A 21,933-nucleotide genomic window follows, 5' to 3' on the forward strand; every position below is an offset into this window, starting at 1 on the left:
GCTCGGCCGCCGCCACGATCTCGGCCTGCCGCCACTCGTTGCGGCCGTGGCTGGTCTCGGTGCGCTCGGCAATGGAAGGGGTGGCGTCGGCCAGTTGCAGGTTGGCACGGCGCAGCCAATGACGACGGTTGCCCTTCAGCGCAAGCAGGTAATCGCCACCTCTTTGGGTAATGGCCGCAGCCATGCGGGTGTGGCAGTGGAGCGCATCGGCGGTGACCAATCGGCCCGTAAGATCAATGAGTTCGACGACCTTGAGCGCGGCCTCGACTTCGTTCTCACCATCGCTTGGCGAGACTGCCGCCAGGCACAGCCGGGTCTCGGCGGCGAAGGCCGACACCGTCAACGGCGGACTGGCTGCCAAGCCCTTCTCATAGGCCCGCCGCAAAGCCTTGCCGTCAAGCGACACCACCTCGGGCGTCTCTCGGCTGGCTCGGGCGAAAGCTGCGGCAAAGGCAGCAAAGGCGCGACCGAAGGCCTCCGGGTCGAGCAGGCGCAGCAGCCGCGAGAAGGTGTCGTGGCTGGGGGCTGCGTCATAGTCGATCAGCCGCGACAGCGCCTGCTTGCGCTCCTGCGCGAACAGGGCAAATTCCGTCGCATTGCTGGCGCCGCACAGGCTTGCTGCGATCATCATCACGATCAAGTCGCCAAGCCGGTGCGTGGCGTTGGGCGCGCGTGGATCAGGCACCGCGCCAAAGTAGCTCTCAAGGCAGGAAATGGCAGTCGCTCCTTCGCTCAACTGCCTCTCCAAAGAATCCTTTCTCAGCCTAAACTCAACCCCAAAATCGCCATATGCGATTCCCCTGCCCACTTGGGGGAGATCGGCGGTTTCGCAGACGGCTCTCACACTCCAACGTTTGTAGTTGGCGAAATCGGCGACGACAGCCAATCTCCCACCTGTGGGGGAGATGTCCGGCAGGACAGAGGGGGGCGCGAAGGAACGCCAGCTTAGCCCGATACCGCAAGCTAAACCGCCAGCGGCAGGCGCAGCTCCGTCAACAGGCCGCCATCGGGATGGTTGGACAGGCTGACTTCGCCGCCGGCGCCGCGGGCGATATTGCGGGCTATGGTCAGGCCGAGGCCGAGGCCGCCGGTCTGGCGGTTGCGCGACTGGTCCAGGCGTACGAACGAGCCGAACACGGCGTCGAGCTCGGCCTGCGGTATGCCCGGCCCCTCGTCGCGGATCGCCAGCGCGATGATCCTGTCCGATTGGCGCAGGTTGAGATGCGCCTTCTTGCCATAGGTCACCGCGTTCTGGACGAGATTGGTGACGCAGCGCCGGAGCGCGACTGGGCGCGCTATGCAGATCAGGCCGCGCGAGCGCGCATCGTCATTGTCGAACGAAACCTCTTTGTAGCCGTCGGCGACCGATTCGACGAGCGACCAGAAATCGATCCTCTCGCTCTTCTCCTCGGTCACCTCGAAAGTGGCGAAGTCGATGACCGAGCTGGCAATGCCTTCGATGTCGGCGAGGTCGTACCCCAGTGCGGCGCGAATGGTCGAATTCCTGAGCAGTTCGAGGCGCAGCCGCATCCTGGTCAGTGGCGTGCGCAGGTCGTGCGCGAGCGCCGCAGCGAGGTGCTCGCGGTCCTCGACATAGGCGCGCAGCCTTGCCTGCATGGCATTGACCGCCTTCGCCGCGGTACGCACCTCGCGGCTGCCGCTCTCGGCGATCGGCGGGCTCTTCAGGTCCTCGCCGATCCGCTTCACCGCGGTCTCCATCATCCGGTAGGGCGCCGTCAGCCGGCGCAGCGACCAGATCGAGGAAGCCACCACCAGCCCGGCGATCAAGGCATAGAGCGGCAGGCTATCGAAGCTCAGTATCGGCCCGGCCGGCGTGTTCGGTTCGGTGAAGTTCAGCCATTGGCCGTCGGCAAAGCGAAGCGAAGCGGTCAGCTTGTCGCTCTGGGCGAAATCGGCGGCCAGCACCAGCAGGTCGCGCTCGACCTGGCCAACATCGGGACCGGCGACCGTCCCACCGGGAGCGTCGGCTTCGTGCGTTGCCGGGTCGCGGCGGACCCGCGCGTCGGTGATGCCGAACTTCGATAGCCGGCCGACCAATATGTCCTCCAATTCGGCCAGCTCGTCGTCGCCGGCTATCGACGAAGTGACGGCGGGCGTGCCGGAGACGGTGAGCGCGTAAGTGGCGTTGAACAGGCCGGAGGCCGTCGCCTTGCGCTGTTCCGGCGTGGCATCATGCATCAGCTGTACCAGCGAGAAGGCGCGGTCGTTGAGCCGGTAGAGATCGACGACGTCATTGGCGGCGGCACGGTCGCGCGAAACGATGTAGAGGGTCGCGATCTGGCTGATCAGCAGGCCGGCGATGACGATGAGCAGCACCCAGGCCGGCAGCGTTTGCGGCAGAATGCGTCTCATTCGGAGGTCGTCTCAGGCAGGAACTGATAGCCGCCGCTGCGCACCGTCAGGATCAGCTTCGGCGTTTTCGGGTCGTCCTCCATCTTGCGCCGCAGCCGGCTGACCAGAATGTCGACGCTGCGGTCGAAGCTGTAGCCGCTGTCGCCGCCGGACAGCTCGATGAGCTGCTCGCGGCTCAGTACGCGCTGCGCGCTCTTGACGAAGGTCTGCAGCAGATTGAATTCGGCCATCGTCAGCTCGATCCTGACGTCGCCGGGCGCCATCAACCGGCGGCGCGAACAGTCCATCGTCCAGCCGGCGAAATGGTAGATCTGCCGCGAAGCGGCACGTCGTGGTTCGGCGGTGCCATTACGCCTCAAGACGGCACGAATGCGTGCGAGCAGCTCGCGCGGATCGAAGGGTTTCGGCACGTAGTCGTCGGCGCCCATCTCCAGGCCGACGACGCGGTCGGTGGTCTCGGTGACCGCGGTCAGCATGATGATCGGTGTCGAATAATTGGCGCGCAACTCGCGGCAGAGCTCCAGGCCGCTCTTGCCGGGCAGCATGACGTCCAGAACGATCAGGTCGACCTGGGCGCGGCGCAGCACGGTCTCCATCTCGGTGCCGTCGGCGGCGACCGATGTATGCAGCCCTCGCTTCTGGAAAAATTCCTGAAGCAGGTCGCGAATGCCCTTGTCGTCGTCGACGATCAGTATGTGGGGGTCGGATTTCACAGGAAACCTGTCATTTGTGGATCGCCCAAGCGGTGCTTCGGCCGTCAGCCAGACGATAGAATTCAGGCCATAAGTTGGCCAGTGGAGATCGGCGGCTTGATCCGGCCGCCCAGAAACAATCCAGAAACAAAATTCTACAATCCGGAAAAACTGCCGAAAAAAATCAAAGGCATAAGTGGTGCCGTGGCGGTCGGGTCATCGGCTGCGACACGCGTTACGGGATTACGGACAGACCAATGCAAAGGTTCTCGATCAGTCTGATGGGTGCGTTGCTTTCCATTTCGCTCGTCACGGCTGCGGTCGAACATGCCGATGCAAAGCTGGCCGATGCAAAGGCGGCCAATTCAAAGGCGGCCGATGCAAAGGTGGCGACCACCCGCAGCGAGCGTTGCATCGATCTGAACCGCCAGTTTGACGAAGCCCTCGAAACCCATGCCGCGGCAACGCAGGTCACCGCGGCGAAAGCACTTCAAAGAAAGGGAAACCGGTTCTGCGCCAACAAGAAACAGGCACAGGGAATCCGGATGCTCGCGAACGCTTTGAAGCTGCTTGGAGTGACACCGATCGATCCCGTTCAGTGACACTCAATCCGATCTGCACAAAAAGGAAGTGAAGCCATGAAAAAGTCCCTCCTCTCCGCCCTCGGTCTCGCCATCGCGCTGGCCCTCTCGATGCCGGTTCTCGGCGCCAGCAGCGCCAATGCCGCGACCACCACCCCGGCTGCGACGACAACGACGACCGCTGCGCCGGCCAAGGCCGTGAAGAAGGTCGCTGCCAAGAAGACCGTCAAGAAGCACAAGAAGCACGCGGTCAAGGCAGCTCCGAAGGCCTGATCAAGCGACATCTTCTGCCGTATGAGAAGACCGCTCCAGTTGCGATTTGCCTGGAGCGGTCATCTTTGTTGGCGTGCAGACACTACGGCCGATCGCGCGCGGTTGAATGGACGACCGCTTTTGCCCATGTCAAAATGACCGCAAAGCTGTCGTACGCAATTGCCGGTCCAATGCCTGAAATCACGACAAAACCCCGTACCAGCACGAAGCCGAAGGTCGAACGGCCGAAGCTCTACAAGGTCATCCTGGTCAATGACGACTTCACGCCGCGCGAATTCGTCGTGACGGTGCTCAAGGCCGAGTTCAAGCTCAGTGAAGACCAGGCACATAGGGTTATGATCACCGCTCACCGGCGCGGCGTCTGTGTCGTCGCCGTCTTCACCAGGGATGTCGCCGAGACCAAGGCGGCGCGGGCAACCGATGCCGGCAAGGCTAAGGGCTACCCGCTGATGTTCACGACGGAGCCGGAGGAATAGAGCTCCTCCCTCGCCCCGTTTGCAGGGAGAGAGAAGGGAACTACCGTCCTTCGCGGTACCACATCGAGCCCATCGCCAGAAGCAGCAGGCCGAGGCCGAGGAAGCCGCCGAACAGCGGCACGCGCGAGACGGCCTTGAGCACGCTGTCGTCGGTGGTGCGCAGGCCGATCCAGTCGTTGCCGGAGGCAGCGCCCGAGGCACGAACCGGGACGATGGAGGGCAGCGTGACAGTGCTGGTGAGATTGCCAATCGCCGAGGCCGGCGCCAGCCGGCGAACGCTGCCGCCGGTTGCCTCAGCCGGCGGTTTCAGCCGGTTCTCGGTGGAGACGACGTCGGTGAATTCCGGCGCGTTGACAGGCCCGACATGGGCCAATGCCGTCAGGTCGCCATTGCCGACCTGATAGAGACCGATTTCGCTGGTCTCGACGCTGCCGAGGAAGACGCCTGGCTCGGATTTCTCGAGCCTGACGATCAGTGCCTTGCCGGACGGCGTGATGACCTGCGCCGGGCCGGGGTCGTCGCTCATCGTCTGGCGGCGAATTTCAAGCACCATGCCGCGGCCGTCGGCGGTCAGCCGCTCCTCCTCGAGTTCGGGCTCCTTCATCAGCCAGTGGGCGATGCGTCGGTAGAGCTGGACATGCGGGCCGCCGCCCTCGAAGCCGCGCGCCCATAGCCAGCCCTGATCGGACAAAAGCATGCCGACGCGGCCTTCGCCCTTGCGGTCGAGCAGCAGCAGCGGCCGGTTGTCGGCGCCCTTCATCACCACCTCGCCCTCGGGGTTCTCGACGCCGATGGTGCGGAACCAGCGGCTCCAGTGCGGCGGCTCGGTTGCGGAGCCGTCGAGCCCGCGCGTGACCGGATGGCGCTGGCCGGTATCGGTGAGACGTGGGTAGAAGGCCTTGTCGATGACCTCGCCGGTCGGCATTGCCGGCAGCGCCGACATCAGCGGCGTGCGGGCGATCGAGCTTTCGCCGGCATATTCGGGGCCTGCCGCGATTAGCAGCGCGCCGCCTTTTTCGACATATTCGGAAATGTAGTCGTAATAGAGGATCGGCAGCACGTCGCGGTGCTGATAGCGGTCGAAGATGATCAGGTCGAAATCCTTGATCTTCTCGACGAACAGCTCGCGTGTCGGGAAGGCGATCAGCGACAACTCGTTGATCGGCGTGCCGTCCTGCTTTTCCGGTGGGCGCAGGATGGTGAAGTGCACGAGGTCGACCGAAGCGTCGGATTTCAGCAAATTGCGCCAGGTGCGCTCGCCGGCATGTGGTTCGCCGGACACGAGCAGCACGCGCAGATTTTCGCGGATGCCGTCGATCAGCGCGATGGCGCGGTTGTTGGTATCGGTGAGTTCGCCCGGTTCGTGGTCGATGGCGAGTTCGACGATGTTGCGCCCGGCGCTGGGAATGGTCACCTGCAGCGGCATCGCCTGGCCGATGTTGGCGTGCTCGACCGATACCTGCTCGCCGTTGACCGATACGCGGACATCGACCGGGCCGGTTTCGTTGTTGGTGGCGATGACGCGATAGGTCATGTCGAGCGGCTTGCCGACGAGGCCGAAGCGCGGCGCATTCTCGAAGCGGATGCGACGGTCCTTTTCATGGTCGTTGCCGGTAATCAGCGCATGCAGAGGGGCATTGAAGTCGGGTGCGCCAAGCGGCGCGTCATGCACCTCGCCGTCGGTGATCATGATGGCGCCGCCAATGCGCGACGGCGGCACGTCTCGGAAAGCATTTTCGAGCGAGGAAAACAACCGCGTCTCGGTGCGCTCGTCGGCGGCTTCGGACTTGCCGGCTTCGACGACACGGACGTCGAACTGCTTGAAGCGGCCGAGACGCTGCTGAAGCCCGGCCAAGGCCGCGTCGGTCTGCTTGGTGCGGTCGCCTATATCCTGGCTCTGGCTGCGATCGACGACGACGGCGACGATACTTTTCAGCGGCTCGCGCTCTTCATCGAGGAATACCGGATTGAGCAACGCCGCAGCCAGCGCAATCAGGGCTGCCAAGCGGAAGACCGCGCCGCGCTGGCGAAACCAAAGGCCGACCAGCGCCAGCAGCAGCAGCGGCACCAGAACCACGGCGAGCAGCGGCCAAGTGATGAGCGGTTCGAAGGCGAGCGACCAATTCATGGTCTATTGCCCCAGCCGTTCGAGCAGCACCGGGACGTGCACCTGGTCGGATTTGTAGTTGCCGGTCAGCATGTACATCATGATGTTGACGCCGGCGCGCAGCGCATAGATGCGCTGCATCGGATCCGACGGCACGGTCGGCAATAGCGGGTCGCCATTCTCGTCGACCGCCCAGGCGCCGGCGAAATCATTGGCGGTGATCATGATCGGGGACACGCCGTCGCCGGTGCGCACCGGGCGGTTCTCCGTGTTGCTGGCTTCGAGCGATGCCTCGACCCAAAGCGGGCTGCCGGCAAAGCGGCCGGGAAACTCTGGAAGGATATAGAAGGATTTGGTCAGCACGTGGTCCGACGGCACCGGTTCCAGCGGTGGCACGTTGAGGTTGCCGAGGATGTCGCGCAGCCGCTCCGTTGCGGGGCTGGTCGAATCCGCACCAATGCCGTTGGCGAACTGGTCGCGGGTGTCGAACAAGACCGTTCCGCCCTGCTGCATGTAGGCGTCGATACGGGCGATGGCGGCCTCGCTCGGCATCGGGGCGGCGGGATCGATCGGCCAGTAGATCAGCGGGTAGAAGGACAGTTCGTCCTTCGAGATGTCGACGCCGGCCGGTGCTCCGGGTTCGAGCGCGGTTTTTTCGATGAGAAAGCGGGTCAGGCCTTCGAGCCCGGCGCGGCTGATCGAGTCGACACCCGGCTCGCCGGTCAGCACATAGGCGATCCGGGTCTTTGAAATGTCCCCGATCGCCTCCATATCTCCCGGTTTGGCGTCGTCGGCACGCGCGACGTCCGCGTGGCCAATCAAGGCGCCGAGCGCAATCAGCAGGATGGCTGCCGTCGCCGCAGCACCGGGACGGCGCGGCCGGCGCGACAACAGGCCGCCCATCCAGAATACGGCAAGCGTGTCGAGCACCATCAGCACCAAGGCCGCCGTGACCAGCGGACCTTTGAGGTTGCGCTGCTCGTCGAAGGCATACTGGACGGTGGTGACCGGCAGGGTGATCTCAGGCCGGGCCAGGGGCGTGAATGCGCTGTCGCCACCGAGCAGATTGTGAGCGAATACCCCCGTCTCGGAGCCGTAGAGGCCGGGCGGGTTTTCCAGCGTCACCGGCAGCGGGCCGGCGCCGGGCACCAGCGGCCTGGCATCCGGCGTCGGCGGCACCAGCGTGCCGTCGGCGGCGATCATGCGATAGGGTGCCAGCGACGTGGCGGCGGCTTCGGCATTGGCGACCGCCGCTCCCTGGTTGCGCGACAGTTGCACGATGCGCCGCAGCATCTCGACGAAGCTGCCGGAGATCGGCAGGTTGGACCATGTCGCCTCGGGGGTGACGTGGAACAGCACGAGCGTACCCTTGTCCTTCTTCATCCCGGTCACCAGCGGCGTACCGTCGGCAAGGGTGGCCCAGGTGCGCTCGACAATATCGGGCGTCGGTTCGGCCAGCACCTGCCTGGTGACGGTGACCTCGGTGGGCGGCGCGAGGTCGGCGAAGGGGCCGGTTTTCGGGAATTCGGTGACCGGCTGCGGCGCCGTCCATGACAGCGCGCCGCCCAGCGAGCGCTCGCCTGTGCGGAGCCGGACCGGCAGCAGGTCGTCGTCATTGCCGGCAGCGGCGAGCCGCGAACCGGCAAAACGCACCAGCGTGCCGCCCTTGTCGACCCAGTCGACCAGCCTTTCCCGGGCCTGTTCCGGAATGGTGCCGACATCAGCCATGACGATCATCGCCGGTTTCTGATCGAGCAGTTGCGGGATGGCATCGGCGAGATCGACGCTGGACGGCTCGACGAGATCGGCGAAGGGCTGCAGGGCGCGGCGGATGTAGTAGAGCGGCGACAGCAGCGGTTGGGCCTGGTCGGCCTCGGCCTGCGACAGCAGCCCGACGCGGCGGCGTTTCGAGCTCTCATCGAGCACGCGGACGGCACCGGCCTGGCGTTCGCCATCGAGCGCGATGTAGGCGAAGTCGTTGCGGAGTTCGAACGGCACCGCCATCGTGGCGGTGGCGGTGGTTACGCCCGGGGCAAAGGTCAGCGTCGCGTCGGCGATGCGGCGGCCCTTGTCGTCGAAGGCGCCGGCCGTCACCTGTGCAGGTGCTGGATCGCCCGGTGCGCGGATGGCGGTCAGGGCGAAGCCGTCGACCTGGTTATCGGCGCCGGTCAGGCCGGTCAGCGACAGCCGGTCGGAGACGGCCCAGACGACGCGTGCCGCGTTCTTCGACAACAGCGTGTTGAAGGCGGCTTCGTCGCCTTGCGCCGCCAGGCCATCGGCGAGCACGGCAACGCTGGTGCCCGGCAGCGACTCCAGGGCTGATGCGACGCGGGCATAGACGGCGGGGCGGTCGGTCGGGATCGGGCGCGGCTTTGCCGCGCGCAGCCGGTTGAGCGCGGCAGCGGCATCGAAGGGACCGATCTCGGCATTCGGCTTCTCGGCGGTGAAAGCGATGAGCACCGGCACACCGTTCGAATTGGCATCGGCGATCAGCCGCTCGGCGGTGGCGACGCGCTTACCCCAGTCGGCGGCACTTGCCCAGTCATTGTCGATCACCAGCGCCAGGGCAGCGCCCTCGGCCGGCAGCTTTTCGCGCGGGTTGAAGACGGGCTCGGCAAGTGCTGCCACGATAAGCGCGGCCATCAGCAGCCTGAGCAACGTCAGCCACCACGGGCTCTGCTGCGGCGTTTCTTCGCGCCTCAGCACGCGGGCGAGAATCCTGAGCGGCGGAAACACCTCGGTTTGCGGCCTGGGCGGGGTCAGCCGCAGAAGCCACCAGATCACCGGCAGCGCCAGCAGGCCCCACAGCACCATCGGCGCCCCGAAGGAGAGCGGCAGCCAACTCATGCGCGAGCCCTCCCGGCAAAGGCGCCCTCGGCGGTCATCGCCATGTGGATGCGCACCAGCGCCTCGGAGGCAAGGCGGTCGGTATGATTGACGGTAAAGCTCCAGCCAAGCCGTTTGCACCACGCGGCCAGTTCCTGGCGGCGGGCGGCATAAAGCAGGCGATATTCTTCGCCCAGCATTTCGGCGCGGCCGGCGGTCAGCTTGTCGCCGGTCTCAGGATCGGTGAATTCGGTGCGCCCCGCATAGGGGAAGCTTTCCTCGGCCGGATCGGCGACCTCGATCAGATGGGCGCGCACGCCGTGGCGGGCGAGCACGTCCAGCCAGGCTATGGTGTCCTCAACCGGGTCGAGGAAATCGCTGACGATCACGATGTCGCAGAAGCGGCGGATGCCGGACAGGTCGGGCTTTGCCGGCAGGTCGGCGGCGTGCATCAGTTGCGCCGCGATGCGCTCGGCGCCATTGCGGGCGGTGAACGGGTCGGTCAGGCCCGGCCAGGCAATGCGCTCGCCGCTGCGCGACAAAAGCTCGGCCATGGCCAGCGCCAGCACCAGAGCGCGCGACTCCTTGGAAACGCTGGCTCCGGTCGATTTGTAGAGCATGGAAGGCGAGGGGTCGGCCCACAGCCACACCGTATGGGCGGCCTCCCATTCGCGGTCGCGGACATAGGTGTGGTCGTCGCGCGCCGAGCGGCGCCAGTCGATGCGCGAGGAATCGCCTTCGACATAGGGCCGGAACTGCCAGAAATTCTCGCCGATGCCGCGCTTGCGACGGCCATGCCAGCCGGCAATCACCGTGTTGACGATGCGGCGCGCCTCGACCAGCAGGTCCGGCACCAGGGAAGCCCGCAACCGGCCTCTGGCGAGCGCATCGCGCGTCGCTGTCGGTGCCTGCGCTTCACCGATGCGCGCCATCAAATCCCTTTCGCGAGCTTCGCCACGACGTCGCGTACCGTGGTGCCCTCGGCGCGGGCGGCGAAGGTCAGCGCCATGCGGTGCTGCAGCACCGGCTCGGCCAGTGCGCGGACATCGTCGACCGACGGCGCCAGCCGGCCGTCATAGAGGGCGCGGGCGCGGGCGCACAGCGTCAGCGCCTGACTGGCGCGCGGGCCCGGGCCCCAGGCGACGTGCTTGTCGGTATCGGCGTTGCCCTGGCCGGGACGCGCCGAGCGCACCAGCTTGAGGATCGCCTCGACGACGCTTTCAGGCACCGGCATGCGGCGGATGAGCGTCTGGATGTCCTTCAGCCGCGTCGGCTGCAGCACGTTTTCGGCCTTGGCATCCTCGATGCCGGTGGTTTCCAGCAGGATGCGGCGCTCCGCCTCGATCTCGGGGTAAAGGATGTCGACCTGCATCAGGAAACGGTCGAGCTGAGCCTCGGGCAGCGGATAGGTGCCCTCCTGCTCCAGCGGGTTCTGCGTCGCCAGAACATGGAACGGCGCCGGCAGGTCATGGCGCACGCCGGCAATGGTGACGTGGTATTCCTGCATCGACTGCAGCAGCGCCGACTGGGTGCGCGGCGAGGCGCGGTTGATCTCGTCGGCCATCAGCAGTTGCGCGAAGATCGGTCCGGAAATGAAGCGGAACGAACGCTTGCCGAATTCATCCTGCTCCATCACCTCTGAGCCGAGAATGTCGGATGGCATCAGGTCGGGCGTGAACTGGATGCGGCGCGAATCGAGGCCGAGCACGATGCCCAGCGTTTCGACCAGCTTGGTCTTGGCAAGGCCGGGCACCCCGACCAGCAGTGCATGGCCGCCTGCCAGCAATGCGACGAGCGTGCGCTCGACGACGCTTTCCTGGCCGAAGATGACCCGGCCGACGCCGTCGCGGACCCTCGAAATGTCAGCCAGCGCCTTCTCGGCCTGCGCCACCATGTCCTTTTCGCTGATCGGGCTTTCCTTGATCATAACGCTCATGCAGCATCGATCCTTCTGGTTGGAAATACCGCTTGGCACCTTGGGGGCCGCAGAATGCCGCGATTCGGCCTCGCATGGCGCCTGCAAAGAACTTAAATCACAGACTTAGGCTGACAAGCGGAACAACAGTGACTATTTCGTGACCATGACAGAAGCCGCCGAGCATCGTGAAGAGAGCCTGACGGCCGCGACCGAGGCGCGTGGGCTAGAGGCGCTGGTCTCGCGCGCGACGCGCGCCGGCAAGGGGCCGGCGCCGGTGGAACGCTGGAATCCGGCATTTTGCGGCGATCTCGACATGGAGATCAAGCAGGACGGCACCTGGTTCTATCTGGGAACGCCGATCGGCCGGATGCCGCTGGTGCAGCTTTTCTCCTCGGTGCTGCGCAAGGACGACGACGGCAAGACCTATCTGGTGACGCCGGTGGAAAAGGTCGGCATCCGCGTCGCCGACGCGCCCTTCATCGCCGTCGAGATGGATGTGTCGGGCGCCGGCGACGGGCAAATCATCACCTTTCGTACCAATGTCGGCGATGTGGTCGAGGCTGGGGCGGAGCATCCGCTGCGATTCGTCGACGAGGACGAGACAGGTGGCCTGAAGCCCTATGTGCTGGTGCGCGGGCGGCTGGAAGCGCTGGTGGCGCGGCCAGTGATGTACGAGCTGGTCGAGCACGGCGAAGAGATCGACATCGGCGGCAAGACGATGTTTGCCGTCCGTTCCAAAGGCGAGGTCTATCCGATCATGCCGGCTGAGAAACTGAAACGGCTGAGCGCATGATGGACCGCCTATGATGGATCAGGTGACGCCGGTGCCATTTTCCGCCGCCGAGTTTCGCCAGCGCGTCGTGGCGCAGCCGCAGGCGCATGCCGGTGACGATTTTGGCGACCACCGCTTCAATCCGGGTCATCCCAGGCTGAAACTGGCCAAGGCGCTGCGCGATGCCGCCGTGCTGATCCCGGTGGTCGACCATGGCCACGAGGCCACGGTCCTTTTGACCCGGCGGGCGGAAAAGCTGCGCAACCATTCGGGGCAGGTGGCTTTCCCCGGCGGAACCATCGATCCAACCGATGTGAGCCCGGAAGCGGCGGCATTGCGCGAGACGTTCGAGGAGATCGGTCTCGATGGGGATCATATCGAGATCCTCGGCCGCATGCCGGACTACGTCTCCGGCAGCGGCTATCGCATCGCCCCGGTGCTCGGGATTGTGCGGCCCGGTTTCAGCCTGACGCTGAATTCCGACGAAGTCGATGCCGTCTTCGAGGTGCCGCTGGGCTTTCTGATGGACCCCGCCAACCACACCAGGGACAGCCGCATGTGGAACGACCTCGAATGGTTCTTTTACGAGATGCCCTATGGCGGCCAGCGCATCTGGGGCGTTACTGCGGGCATCATCCGAACGCTTTATGAAAGGCTCTATTCGTGAGCGATCCGGTGTCGATCGCGGGCAAGGCCGGCTGGCTCGACGAAAGCCACTTGCAGCGCCTCCTCGCCGCGCTGACCGACGGTGGCGAGGAGGCGCGTGTCGCCGGCGGTGCCGTGCGCAATGCGCTTATCGGACAGCCGGTTGCCGACATCGACATCGCCACCACCACAGTGCCCGAGGAAACCATCCGGCGCGCCGAGGCGGCAGGCTTCAAGACGGTGCCGACCGGCATCGAGCATGGCACCGTCACCGCGGTCGCCCACGGCAAGGCCTATGAAATCACCACGCTTCGTGCCGATATCGAAACCGACGGCCGCCGCGCCAAAGTGTCGTTCGGCCGCGACTGGAAAGCCGACGCGGAGCGGCGCGATTTCACCATCAATGCACTCTACGCCGAAGCTGACGGAACTGTCGTCGATCTGGTCGGCGGTATCGCCGATATCGAAGCGCGGCGGCTGCGCTTCATCGGCGATCCGGAAGCGCGCATCCGCGAGGATTATCTGCGCATCCTGCGTTTCTTCCGCTTTTTCGCCTGGTATGGGGACGGCAGGCCGGATGCCGAAGGGTTGAAGGCTTGCGCCCGGCTGAAGCAGGGGCTCGACCAGCTCTCGGTCGAGCGCGTCTGGTGGGAGTTGAAGAAATTGCTGTCAGCGCCAGATCCGTCGCGGGCGCTGCTGTGGATGCGCCAGGCCGGCGTTCTGACCGGCGTTTTGCCGGAAAGCGAGAAATGGGGCATTGATGCCATCCACGGGCTGACCAAGACCGAGAAGGATCTGGCCTGGGCGCCGGACCCGCTGCTCAGGCTGGAAGCCATCGTGCCGCCGGATGCCGCGCGCATGAAAACGCTTGCCGAGAGATTGAGGCTTTCCGTGAGCGAGGCAAGCCGCCTGCGGTACTGGGCGATGACAGCTGCCATCGATCCGAAAACAACCGAAGGAGAGTTGGCGAAAAAGCTCTATTCTGGCGACCGCCAAGGCTTTGTCGATCGGTTGCGGCTGTCGCTCGCTTCCGCTCGAGCCCGCGCGGTCGAAGACAATGACGCACTGCTCGAAGCCGGCGGCTTCTCGCGCCTGCTTGCCTTCGCCGCAAAATGGCAAAGCCCTGTTTTTCCGATCAAGGGCGCCGATCTGACGACACTTGGCGCCTCACCGGGGCCGAAGCTTGGTGCAACGTTGAAGAATCTTGAAAAGGAATGGGTCGAGTCCGGTTTTGCGCTTGATCGCGGCGCGCTGCTCAAGCGCGCCGCAGAGGCACTCCAATCCTAACCATCACGCTGCGTCGCGGACCTTTTCGATGCGCGAGCGGATCGCCTCGATCATCGTCTCGCGGATCACCGTCTCGCCATGCGTCTCGCGCAGATGCTCGACGGCACGACGCATGACCTCTGCCTCCTCCTCGGCGCGTGTGTGCCACTCGCAGCCGGGTACGAGCGACCCGCAATGGAATTCCTTCATCGGCTTCTCCTCATTTCCTCCTTGGAGCGCCGCGCAGCGCACTGACGCGGAAGCTCCAGACCTTTGATCTCGCGCATGATCTCGAAACCGGGTTCCGGCATTCGGGTTATACGCTGGCCAGCTAAGCATAACACGATCGAACGGTTTTGGTTGCCTTAGAGCGCCGCGCGTCCAAGCCGACAAGCGGCGTTCTAGTGTACGGGTTTGCGAAAAGGCGGAGCATCGCTGCTCCGCCCTCTACGCTACCTCCGAGGCAAGACGTTGTCTTGCTCCAGCGGGCAGGCCATCACTTCACGATCTTGACTGCCTCGGCAATTTTGTCCTTGCCGCTCATATCCCACGTGACGCGGACCTTTTCGCCGACCTTCAGGCCAGGATCCTTGAAGGTCTGGGGCAACGTAAAGGTGGCTCCGTTATCCAGAACTAGGCTCATCGCCGTTCCATCAAAGCTTTTGATCGTGCCGGTGGTGTGCTTGACCGCGGCGAATGCGGCGGTACCAGAGGCGAGAACGGCAGCAGCGGCTGCGGTCATAATAAGCTTGCGCATGGCATGCTCTCCTGGAAAATGCGGGCACCTGCTTGGGAGAGGTACCCCACTTAATCATGGGCCGTCCGGTCACGTCGGGTCGCAGCTCTCGGGGGGTAAGAACCGCCGGCGTTTCCCGGCCCGACGCGACAAATAGCCCAATATTTTCAATAGTATATTAGACGAAAAAGATATTTTCTGGCGCGCCTTGCGCCACATTCGCCGTCAAATTCTCGGGATTTGGACCCGATTGCGGCTCACGTCGCGCTCACCGAGATTTTACGGCCATTTCACCTCTGGCGGCAGGCTGGACAGGATCGAGGCGACATTGCCGCCGGTCTTCAGCCCGAAGATGGTGCCGCGATCGTGAAGCAAGTTGAATTCGACATAGCGGCCGCGGCGGATGAGCTGCTCGTCACGGTCGCCATCGGTCCAGTTGTCGTTGAAGTTGGCGCGCACCAGATGCCCGTAGACGACGAGAAAGGATCGCCCGACATCCTGGACGAAGTTGAAATCGGCGTCCCAGCCGCCTTTGTCCTCGCCCGAATGCAGCCAGTCGTAGAAGATACCGCCGGTGCCGCGTGGCTCGTCGCGGTGCGGCAGGTAAAAGTACTCGTCGCACCAGGCCTTGAATTTCGCGTAGTCGGCGATCGCCGCGTTCTTCTCGCAGGCAAATTGCATCGCCCTGTGGAAGGCGATCGTGTCGGGGTCGTCCTGGCTGCGGCGGCGGTCGAGCACCGGTGTCAGGTCGGCGCCGCCGCCGAACCACTGGCGCGAGGTGACGACCATGCGCGTGTTCATATGCACGGCCGGCACGTTGGGGTTCCACGGATGGGCGATCAGCGAAATGCCGCTCGCCCAGAAGGACGGGTCCTCTTCGGCGCCCGGCATCTGCTTCCTGAATTCGGGCGAGAACTCGCCATGGACGGTCGAGGTGTGGACGCCGACCTTCTCGAAGACGCGGCCGTGCATCATCGACATGATGCCGCCGCCGCCCTTGCCGGCATCGCGTTGCCACGGCGTCTTTTCGAAGCGACCGGGCGACCAGCTGGCCTGCGGCCCCTGCAGGTCCTGCTCGATCTGCTCGAAGCTGGCGCAGATGCGCTCGCGCAACGTCTCGAACCACAGCCGTGCCTTCGTCTTCTTCTGTTCGATGTCGGCTGGCAGCCCCGCCGGTATCTCGGGTCGTTGCAAATCCTGTCTCCGGTTGCGGGGCGTACCCCGACAAATGACTCGTCTTTTCCGGCCGCGATCCCTAATCTCTTAGGTGCAAGGGTCAAGTGTGAATGGAGTCCTTTCGTGCGCACCCCGGCAAGACCGCCGCTGGATGGCCTGAAGAAGAGGCTCGACCGTTCACGCGCCGAGAACGCGCGCATGCCGCGCGACGGATTTCTGCGCGAGACCTTCGTGCTGCCGCGCTCCGACGCTCGTCTCAAGGCGAAGGAATGGTTCGAGCGCTTTCCCAAGCAGGCCTATTGGACCGAGATCGAGAGCTGGTTTGAGCGGCCGGGCGACGTCATCGAATTCACCATCAGGCGGCTGCCGGGGGCGGATTAACGCTCGATCAACAGCCGTCTCGCTCCCGGCCCCCGGGTGCTCAGCCGGTCGCCCTTGTTCCGCAGCGGGCATTTGTCAATCGACATGCAGCCGCAGCCGATGCAGTCGGTCAGCCCGTCGCGCAGCTTCTTGAGCTGGGCAATCTTCTGGTCGAGCTCGTCGCGCCAGGCCGTCGACAGCAGATTCCAGTCCTCGCGCGTCGGCGTTCGGCCTTCAGGCAGTGATCGAAGTGCTGTGCCGATCTCGGCCAACGAAATGCCGACCTCCTGCGCCACCTTTATGATCGCCACACGCCTCAGCACGTCGCGGCCGTAGCGCCGCTGATTACCGGCGGTACGGTGGCTGCGGATCAGCCCGCGCGCTTCGTAGAAATGCAGCGCCGACACCGCGACGCCGCTGCGCATCGCCACCTGGCCGACTGTCAATTCCGTTGCCGCAGCCATCTCCGATTTTCCGCTTGACCTCAAGTTAAGTTGAGCTTGTAACGAAGAAATTCTGGATAGGCAAACCGCAGGAGAAGGCGATGTGCGCCTGGGTTAGAATGACAAGAGAGGGCGCAGTCGTCGACCAGAAAGCGGCCGTACTCGCCGCGCGCGCTGACGGTCTGCAAATCCTATCCAAGCTGCCGCATCGCCTCGCCAGCCACCATGGCGACGGAAAGCGCGACGTTGATGCTGCGCGCGGTGCCCTGCATCGGGATGGTCAGTCGCGCATCCGCCGCCTCGTGGACATGATCCGGAACGCCTGCGGATTCGCGGCCGAACAGAAGAACGTCGGCGCCGGTGAAGACGAAATCCGTATAGGCGCTCGCGGCTTTGGTCGACAGCAGCACCAGCCGCCGCGCTTCGCCTTTACGCCAGTCCTCGAAGGCGTGCCAGTCGACATGCCGGGTCAGCGCCGCCATTTCGAGATAGTCCATGCCGGCCCGTTTCAGCGCCCGGTCGGAGAGCGGGAAGCCGGTCGGTTCGATGATGTCGACCCCAAGGCCGAGGCAAGCGGCGAAGCGCAGGATAGTCCCGGTATTGCCGGCGATATCCGGCTGGTAGAGCGCAATGCGGAGACGGTCGTTCATTTCCGCGTCTTTCTAATAAGTGGCAGATCAGCCACAGAGCTCTCGCGGTTTTGGAAATTCCTGGACTGGCGGGTGGTCATTTTCTGCGAAGTCGGTTATACGGCCAGCATTGTCAACCCGAACCGATGAAGGGGTAATTCATGATGGCCATGCACATCCACCACCCCTCTCGTGGGCTTACCAGCCCGACGGCGGTTTCGGTACGACGATTCTCCTGAACTTCTAGACTTCAATCGCACCGATTCCCGCCGAAACCTTTTTCGGCCTTCGAAGGAATCCGGCGATGTTTTTCAAGCTGTCGAAGGGGCTGAACGCCCCACCTGAACGTGCTTCGACCGATATCACCCTTGCCGCGCGGCGCGTGCCCACGGTCCGGGTTGGTTCACCCTTCTATCTGCATCTTCAACTGGAGGACGGACCGATGTTCGATCCCTGTAGAATACCCGGCTCAAGAAGCCTGCACGAGCGCAAAACCGCGACTTGGGCGCTTTTAATCGGCGAGACCTACTCGTCGGCGGTTCACGCCGAGACCCGCCAGCGTCCGCATCGCGGCATGCTGCCGGACGTCGATTTCTCGCATGCCGTTCCGGACTATAGCCGGCCGTCGCTGGTGCGCCGGATCATCAGGCTCATCCGGCCTAGTGCAAAAACCGGCGCGAAAATCCGGATCGTCAAAACGTCGTCAGCATCGTCAAACGAAACTGTCGGCGAAAGGCCCGCGACAACCTATATAGCGCGAAGCAGGACCGGCGAGGCGGACGATTCCGTATCGCCGGTCCTTGACGCCAGGCGGTCTGGGCACGTCGTCCGTTCCCGTGCCGCGTGAGCGGAAACAATATTGTGAGCATCACTATGTTTAGCTGGTTTGAAAAAAGGCTCGATCCGTTTCCGGCTGCGGAACCGGTCGAGCCGCCGAGGACGCTGATCGCCTTCTGCGTGCATTATACGCGCGGCGCGTGGCCCTACATCGCTCTCGATGCGGTGCTGGTGACGGCCATCGCGCTGGCTGAGGTGTGGATGTTCGGCTTCATGGGCCGGATCGTCGACTGGCTGTCGGCGCAGAATCGCGAGACGTTCCTGCAGACCGAAGGCTTGAAGCTGGCCGGCATGGCCTTCATCGTGGTTTTCGCGCTGCCGGCGACGGTCTGGTTCCATTCGCTCCTCAACCAGCAGACGCTGATGGGCAACTATCCGATGCGTATCCGCTGGCAGGTGCATCGCTATCTGCTCAAGCAGTCGATGAGCTTCTATCAGGACGAGTTCGCCGGACGCATCGCGACCAAGCTGATGCAGACTGCGCTCGCGGTGCGCGAATGCGTCATCAAGCTCATCGACGTGCTCAATTATATCGTCGTCTATTTTCTCGGCATGCTGTTCATCGTCGGCTCGGCAGACTGGCGGCTGGGGGCGCCGCTTGCCGTCTGGCTTGCCGGCTATGTGCTGCTCTTGCGCTATTTTATCCCGCGGCTGGGCAAGGTCGGTGAGGAGCAGGCCAATGCGCGCTCGACCATGACCGGCCGTGTCGTCGACAGCTACTCCAACATCCAGACGGTCAAGCTGTTCTCGCATGCGCGGCGCGAAGCGTCCTTCGCCCGGGAAGGCATGGCCGGCTTTCTCGATACCGTCTATCGGTCGATGCGGCTGGTGACGCAGCTCTACGGCCTGCTCTACATCCTGAATTCGCTGCTGTTGTTTTCGGTCACGGCGATCTCGCTGTGGCTGTGGCTCGGCCAGGCCGTGACGATCGGCGCCGTCGCCCTAGTCATCGGCCTCGTGCTTCGGCTGTGGGGCATGTCGCAATGGATCATGTGGGAGATGTCCACGCTGTTCGAGAATATCGGCACGGTGCAAGACGGCATCAGCTCGATCTCGCTGCCCCGCCTCGTCGAAGACAGGCCTGGGGCCAAGGATATTGCCGTGACCAAGGGCGAGATCCGTTTTGAGGACATCCGCTTCCACTACGGCAAGCAGAAGGGCGTGATCGAAAGCCTGTCGCTGACGGTGAAGCCGGGCGAGAAGGTCGGCATCGTCGGCCGTTCGGGTGCCGGCAAGTCGACGCTGGTCAATCTTCTGTTGCGCTTCTACGACCTTGAAAGCGGCAAGATCCTGATCGACGGCCAGGACATCGCGGCGGTGACGCAGGACTCGCTGCGCGCCCAGATCGGCATGGTCACGCAGGACACCTCGCTGCTGCATCGTTCGGTGCGCGAGAACATCCTCTATGGCCGGCCGGACGCCAGTGACGAGATGCTGGTCGAGGCGGCACGCCGCGCCGAAGCGCTTGATTTCATATCAGGGCTTTCGGACGCCGGTGGCCGCAAGAATTTCGACGCGCATGTCGGCGATCGCGGCGTCAAATTGTCCGGCGGCCAGCGGCAACGCATTGCCATTGCCCGCGTTATGCTGAAGGACGCGCCGATCCTCATTCTCGACGAGGCGACGTCCGCGCTCGATTCCGAGGCCGAGGCGGCCATCCAGGAGAACCTCTACAAACTGATGCAAGGCAAGACCGTCATCGCCATCGCGCACCGGCTGTCGACGATCGCCGCCATGGACCGGCTCGTCGTCATGGACAAGGGCCGCGTCATCGAAGAAGGTTCGCATGAGGAACTCGTTGCCAGCGGCGGGCTCTACGCCCAGCTCTGGCAGCGCCAGTCGGGCGGCTTCCTGCTCGACGACGGCCCCTCTGCCAACGATGCAGCCGCCAACGATGCACTCGCCAAGGGTGAAGCCGCCGAATGATGACTGCCATCTACCGCTGGTTCGAGAACTGGGTCTATCCGTTCCGGGAGCCCGCGGACCTTCGGCCACCTGCCGGCGTCAGGGGTTTCCTCTGGCACTATGTCGGGCAGGCGAAGATCGCTTTCTTCGCCATGCTGGTGATCGGCGGCATCGCGCCGTTGGTCGAGGCCGGACTGTTCTACTTCGTCGGGCGGCTGGTCGACATCCTCGACCAGCTTCCTGGCGAACGTAGCTGGCATGCCTTGTGGACTGCCGCCGGCCCCGAACTTGTCTTCATGATCGCCGTGGTGCTGGTCATCCGCACCATCGTCGTCGGCCTGTCGGCGCTGGTCGACGAGCAGACGATCACGCCGGGTTTCTATAATCTGGTGCGCTGGCAGGCGCATCGCCATGTGTCGCGCCAGTCCTACGCCTTCTTCCAGAACGATTTTGCCGGACGTATCGCGACCAAGGTCTGGCAGGCGGGGCAGGCGACCGGCGATCTGATGGAAAGCTTCATCGAGGTCGTCTGGTTCATGGTCGTCTATACGGTGACGACGCTGGCGCTGGTCGCCGGGCTCGATCTCAGGCTGGCGGTGCTGGTGGTGATCTGGATCTCAGCCTTCGGCCTGCTGGCCAGACGCTATTTGCCGGCGATCCGCAAGCATGCCGAGGCCACCGCCGAAGCCGGCTCGATGATCACCGGCCGCATCGTCGATTCCTATTCGAACGTGCAGACGCTGAAGCTGTTCTCGGCCGATGGCGACGACCGCTATATCAGGAACGGCTTCGACATCTATCTCGACGCGCTGCGCCCGTTCACCCGCCGGCTGACCGGCGTGCGCATGGCGCTGACCATGCTGTCGGGGATCATGATCACGGCGATCGCCTGCTTTGCCGTCTATCTCTGGGTCGAAGGCTCGATCACCGTCGGCGCCGTCGCCTTCACGCTGTCCTTGGTGCTGCGGCTGAACATGCTGCTCGGCCGGCTGATGATGCAGCTCAACAGTATTTTGCGGAACCTCGGCGTGCTGGAAAACTCGAAGGCGCTGATCTCGAAGCCGCTCGGCCTGACCGATGCGCCCGACGCGAAAGAGCTTCTCGTTGGCGGTGGGCGCATCGACGTCAGAAACGTCGAGTTCCATTACGGCAAGGGGTCCGGCGTGCTCAACGGCATCGACCTCGTGGTGCGGCCGGGTGAAAAGGTCGGACTGGTCGGGCCGTCCGGCGCAGGCAAGACGACGCTGGTCAACCTGATCCTGCGCCTCTACGATCTCGAGAGCGGCAAGATCACCATTGACGGGCAGGACGTCTCCAGGGTCACGCAGAATTCGCTGCGCGCTAATATCGGCGTCGTCAGCCAGGATACGGCACTTTTCCACCGTTCCTTGCGCGACAACATCAAGCTCGGCATGTCGGAAGCAACCGACGCCGAGGTGATCGCGGCAGCGGAGAAGGCCGAGGCGCAGGAGTTCATCCTCGGCCTGCGCGACAGTCGCGATCGTACTGGCTATGAAGCCTTTGTCGGCGAGCGCGGCGTCAAGCTCTCGGGCGGCCAGCGCCAGCGCGTGGCGATCGCCCGCGTCTTCCTCAAGGACGCACCGATCCTGGTGCTCGATGAGGCGACCTCGGCGCTCGATTCCGACATCGAGGCGGCAATCCAGGAGAATCTGGCAAGGCTGATGGAAGGCAAGACAGTCATCGCCATCGCGCACCGGCTGTCGACCATCGCGGCACTCGACCGGCTGGTGGTGCTCGACGAGGGCCGCATCGTCGAACAAGGCACGCATGACGAACTGGTTGCGCTCGACGGGCTCTATGCACGGCTGTGGAAACGGCAGTCCGGCGGCTTCCTGTTCAACGAAGAGAGCGCGTTGGCCGAGACCCGGCCGGCGGAGTAGTTTTCCATAAACCGGAG

At 64.2% G+C, this 21,933-nt stretch carries 22 protein-coding genes; 10 read left to right on the top strand and 12 right to left on the bottom strand.

All coding sequences use genetic code 11. The features are described 5' to 3' along the window. From NKI22_RS14515 to NKI22_RS14525, 3 genes are all read right to left on the bottom strand, one after another. Window positions 1–886 (bottom strand): ISAs1 family transposase (locus NKI22_RS14515; RefSeq protein WP_352958532.1); only part of this gene is annotated, 886 nt, incomplete at its 3' end. Window positions 887–963: 77 nt separating this feature from the next. After that, window positions 964–2,373 carry an ATP-binding protein gene (locus tag NKI22_RS14520; RefSeq protein ID WP_352815402.1) on the bottom strand — a complete coding sequence of 470 codons (1,410 nt, stop codon included), beginning with the start codon at window positions 2,371–2,373 and terminating at the stop codon, window positions 964–966. Then, on the bottom strand, window positions 2,370–3,086 hold the full coding sequence (locus NKI22_RS14525) for a response regulator (protein WP_023719226.1): 717 nt from the start codon (window positions 3,084–3,086) through the stop codon (window positions 2,370–2,372). The genes NKI22_RS14520 and NKI22_RS14525 overlap by 4 nt, the downstream gene beginning before the upstream one ends. 236 nt (window positions 3,087–3,322) lie before the next feature. Between NKI22_RS14525 and NKI22_RS14530 the strand changes: the two genes are divergently transcribed. The 3 genes from NKI22_RS14530 to clpS all read left to right on the top strand — a co-directional run bounded on the left by NKI22_RS14530 (window position 3,323) and on the right by clpS (window position 4,395). Next, window positions 3,323–3,667 (top strand): hypothetical protein, encoded by a 345-nt coding sequence (locus NKI22_RS14530; protein ID WP_023719225.1) that lies wholly within the window; start codon window positions 3,323–3,325, stop codon window positions 3,665–3,667. Between the two features lie 36 nt (window positions 3,668–3,703). Beyond that, on the top strand, window positions 3,704–3,919 hold the full coding sequence (locus NKI22_RS14535; protein WP_023719224.1) for a hypothetical protein: 216 nt from the start codon (window positions 3,704–3,706) through the stop codon (window positions 3,917–3,919). A 170-nt stretch (window positions 3,920–4,089) separates the two neighbouring features. Continuing rightward, window positions 4,090–4,395 (top strand): ATP-dependent Clp protease adapter ClpS, encoded by a 306-nt coding sequence (gene clpS / locus NKI22_RS14540; protein ID WP_023719223.1) that lies wholly within the window; start codon window positions 4,090–4,092, stop codon window positions 4,393–4,395. Window positions 4,396–4,435: 40 nt separating this feature from the next. Here clpS and NKI22_RS14545 read toward each other — a convergent pair whose 3' ends face one another. The 4 genes from NKI22_RS14545 to NKI22_RS14560 are packed head-to-tail and all read right to left on the bottom strand — an operon-like array spanning window position 4,436 to window position 11,264. Further along, window positions 4,436–6,523 (bottom strand): hypothetical protein, encoded by a 2,088-nt coding sequence (locus tag NKI22_RS14545; RefSeq protein ID WP_352815404.1) that lies wholly within the window; start codon window positions 6,521–6,523, stop codon window positions 4,436–4,438. Window positions 6,524–6,526: 3 nt separating this feature from the next. Continuing rightward, complete coding sequence (locus NKI22_RS14550; RefSeq protein ID WP_352815406.1) at window positions 6,527–9,349, bottom strand: DUF4159 domain-containing protein; 2,823 nt, start codon at window positions 9,347–9,349, stop codon at window positions 6,527–6,529. Next, window positions 9,346–10,260, bottom strand: a complete 915-nt coding sequence (locus NKI22_RS14555) for a DUF58 domain-containing protein (protein ID WP_352546818.1) — start codon at window positions 10,258–10,260, stop codon at window positions 9,346–9,348. The genes NKI22_RS14550 and NKI22_RS14555 overlap by 4 nt, the downstream gene beginning before the upstream one ends. Continuing rightward, window positions 10,260–11,264, bottom strand: coding sequence for an AAA family ATPase (locus NKI22_RS14560; protein ID WP_023719219.1), 1,005 nt, complete (start codon window positions 11,262–11,264; stop codon window positions 10,260–10,262). The genes NKI22_RS14555 and NKI22_RS14560 overlap by 1 nt, the downstream gene beginning before the upstream one ends. Before the next feature lie 145 nt (window positions 11,265–11,409). Here NKI22_RS14560 and NKI22_RS14565 point away from each other — a divergent pair, with 145 nt between their 5' ends. Genes NKI22_RS14565 through NKI22_RS14575 form a run of 3 tightly spaced genes read left to right on the top strand, consistent with a single transcriptional unit; the run spans window position 11,410 to window position 13,950 of the window. After that, window positions 11,410–12,039, top strand: a complete 630-nt coding sequence (locus NKI22_RS14565) for a DUF1285 domain-containing protein (protein WP_023719218.1) — start codon at window positions 11,410–11,412, stop codon at window positions 12,037–12,039. Window positions 12,040–12,052: 13 nt separating this feature from the next. Beyond that, a complete protein-coding gene (locus NKI22_RS14570; protein ID WP_023719217.1) occupies window positions 12,053–12,685 on the top strand; it encodes a CoA pyrophosphatase in 633 nt (210 codons plus the stop codon). Beyond that, window positions 12,682–13,950, top strand: coding sequence for a CCA tRNA nucleotidyltransferase (locus tag NKI22_RS14575; RefSeq protein WP_352482077.1), 1,269 nt, complete (start codon window positions 12,682–12,684; stop codon window positions 13,948–13,950). The genes NKI22_RS14570 and NKI22_RS14575 overlap by 4 nt, the downstream gene beginning before the upstream one ends. Before the next feature lie 3 nt (window positions 13,951–13,953). Here the strand turns inward: NKI22_RS14575 and NKI22_RS14580 are convergent, their stop codons facing one another. The 3 genes from NKI22_RS14580 to hemF all read right to left on the bottom strand — a co-directional run bounded on the left by NKI22_RS14580 (window position 13,954) and on the right by hemF (window position 15,859). After that, window positions 13,954–14,139 (bottom strand): DUF1059 domain-containing protein, encoded by a 186-nt coding sequence (locus NKI22_RS14580; protein ID WP_023679490.1) that lies wholly within the window; start codon window positions 14,137–14,139, stop codon window positions 13,954–13,956. Window positions 14,140–14,425: 286 nt separating this feature from the next. Further along, window positions 14,426–14,686, bottom strand: coding sequence for a DUF1344 domain-containing protein (locus NKI22_RS14585; RefSeq protein ID WP_023679489.1), 261 nt, complete (start codon window positions 14,684–14,686; stop codon window positions 14,426–14,428). 258 nt (window positions 14,687–14,944) lie between these two features. Beyond that, window positions 14,945–15,859, bottom strand: a complete 915-nt coding sequence (gene hemF / locus NKI22_RS14590; RefSeq protein ID WP_352815408.1) for an oxygen-dependent coproporphyrinogen oxidase — start codon at window positions 15,857–15,859, stop codon at window positions 14,945–14,947. Window positions 15,860–15,964: 105 nt separating this feature from the next. Here hemF and NKI22_RS14595 point away from each other — a divergent pair, with 105 nt between their 5' ends. Continuing rightward, window positions 15,965–16,222 carry a hypothetical protein gene (locus NKI22_RS14595; RefSeq protein WP_352787754.1) on the top strand — a complete coding sequence of 86 codons (258 nt, stop codon included), beginning with the start codon at window positions 15,965–15,967 and terminating at the stop codon, window positions 16,220–16,222. Here the strand turns inward: NKI22_RS14595 and soxR are convergent. Together soxR and NKI22_RS14605 are read right to left on the bottom strand one after the other, a co-directional pair. Beyond that, window positions 16,219–16,665 carry a redox-sensitive transcriptional activator SoxR gene (gene soxR / locus NKI22_RS14600; RefSeq protein ID WP_023719213.1) on the bottom strand — a complete coding sequence of 149 codons (447 nt, stop codon included), beginning with the start codon at window positions 16,663–16,665 and terminating at the stop codon, window positions 16,219–16,221. The genes NKI22_RS14595 and soxR overlap by 4 nt on opposite strands. Window positions 16,666–16,835: 170 nt before the next feature. Further along, window positions 16,836–17,294, bottom strand: a complete 459-nt coding sequence (locus tag NKI22_RS14605; RefSeq protein WP_023719212.1) for a tRNA (cytidine(34)-2'-O)-methyltransferase — start codon at window positions 17,292–17,294, stop codon at window positions 16,836–16,838. Window positions 17,295–17,577: 283 nt separating this feature from the next. Between NKI22_RS14605 and NKI22_RS14610 the strand changes: the two genes are divergently transcribed. The 3 genes from NKI22_RS14610 to NKI22_RS14620 are packed head-to-tail and all read left to right on the top strand — an operon-like array spanning window position 17,578 to window position 21,916. Further along, window positions 17,578–18,120, top strand: coding sequence for a hypothetical protein (locus tag NKI22_RS14610; RefSeq protein WP_352958534.1), 543 nt, complete (start codon window positions 17,578–17,580; stop codon window positions 18,118–18,120). A gap of 26 nt (window positions 18,121–18,146) precedes the next feature. Then, entirely contained in the window at window positions 18,147–20,036 is a 1,890-nt protein-coding gene (locus NKI22_RS14615; protein ID WP_352815412.1) for an ABC transporter ATP-binding protein, read from the top strand. Beyond that, window positions 20,033–21,916 (top strand): ABC transporter ATP-binding protein, encoded by a 1,884-nt coding sequence (locus NKI22_RS14620; protein WP_352546823.1) that lies wholly within the window; start codon window positions 20,033–20,035, stop codon window positions 21,914–21,916. The genes NKI22_RS14615 and NKI22_RS14620 overlap by 4 nt, the downstream gene beginning before the upstream one ends. Window positions 21,917–21,933: the final 17 nt, after the last annotated feature.

The organism is Mesorhizobium sp. M0778 (genome assembly GCF_040320105.1).
Lineage (GTDB): Bacteria > Pseudomonadota > Alphaproteobacteria > Rhizobiales > Rhizobiaceae > Mesorhizobium.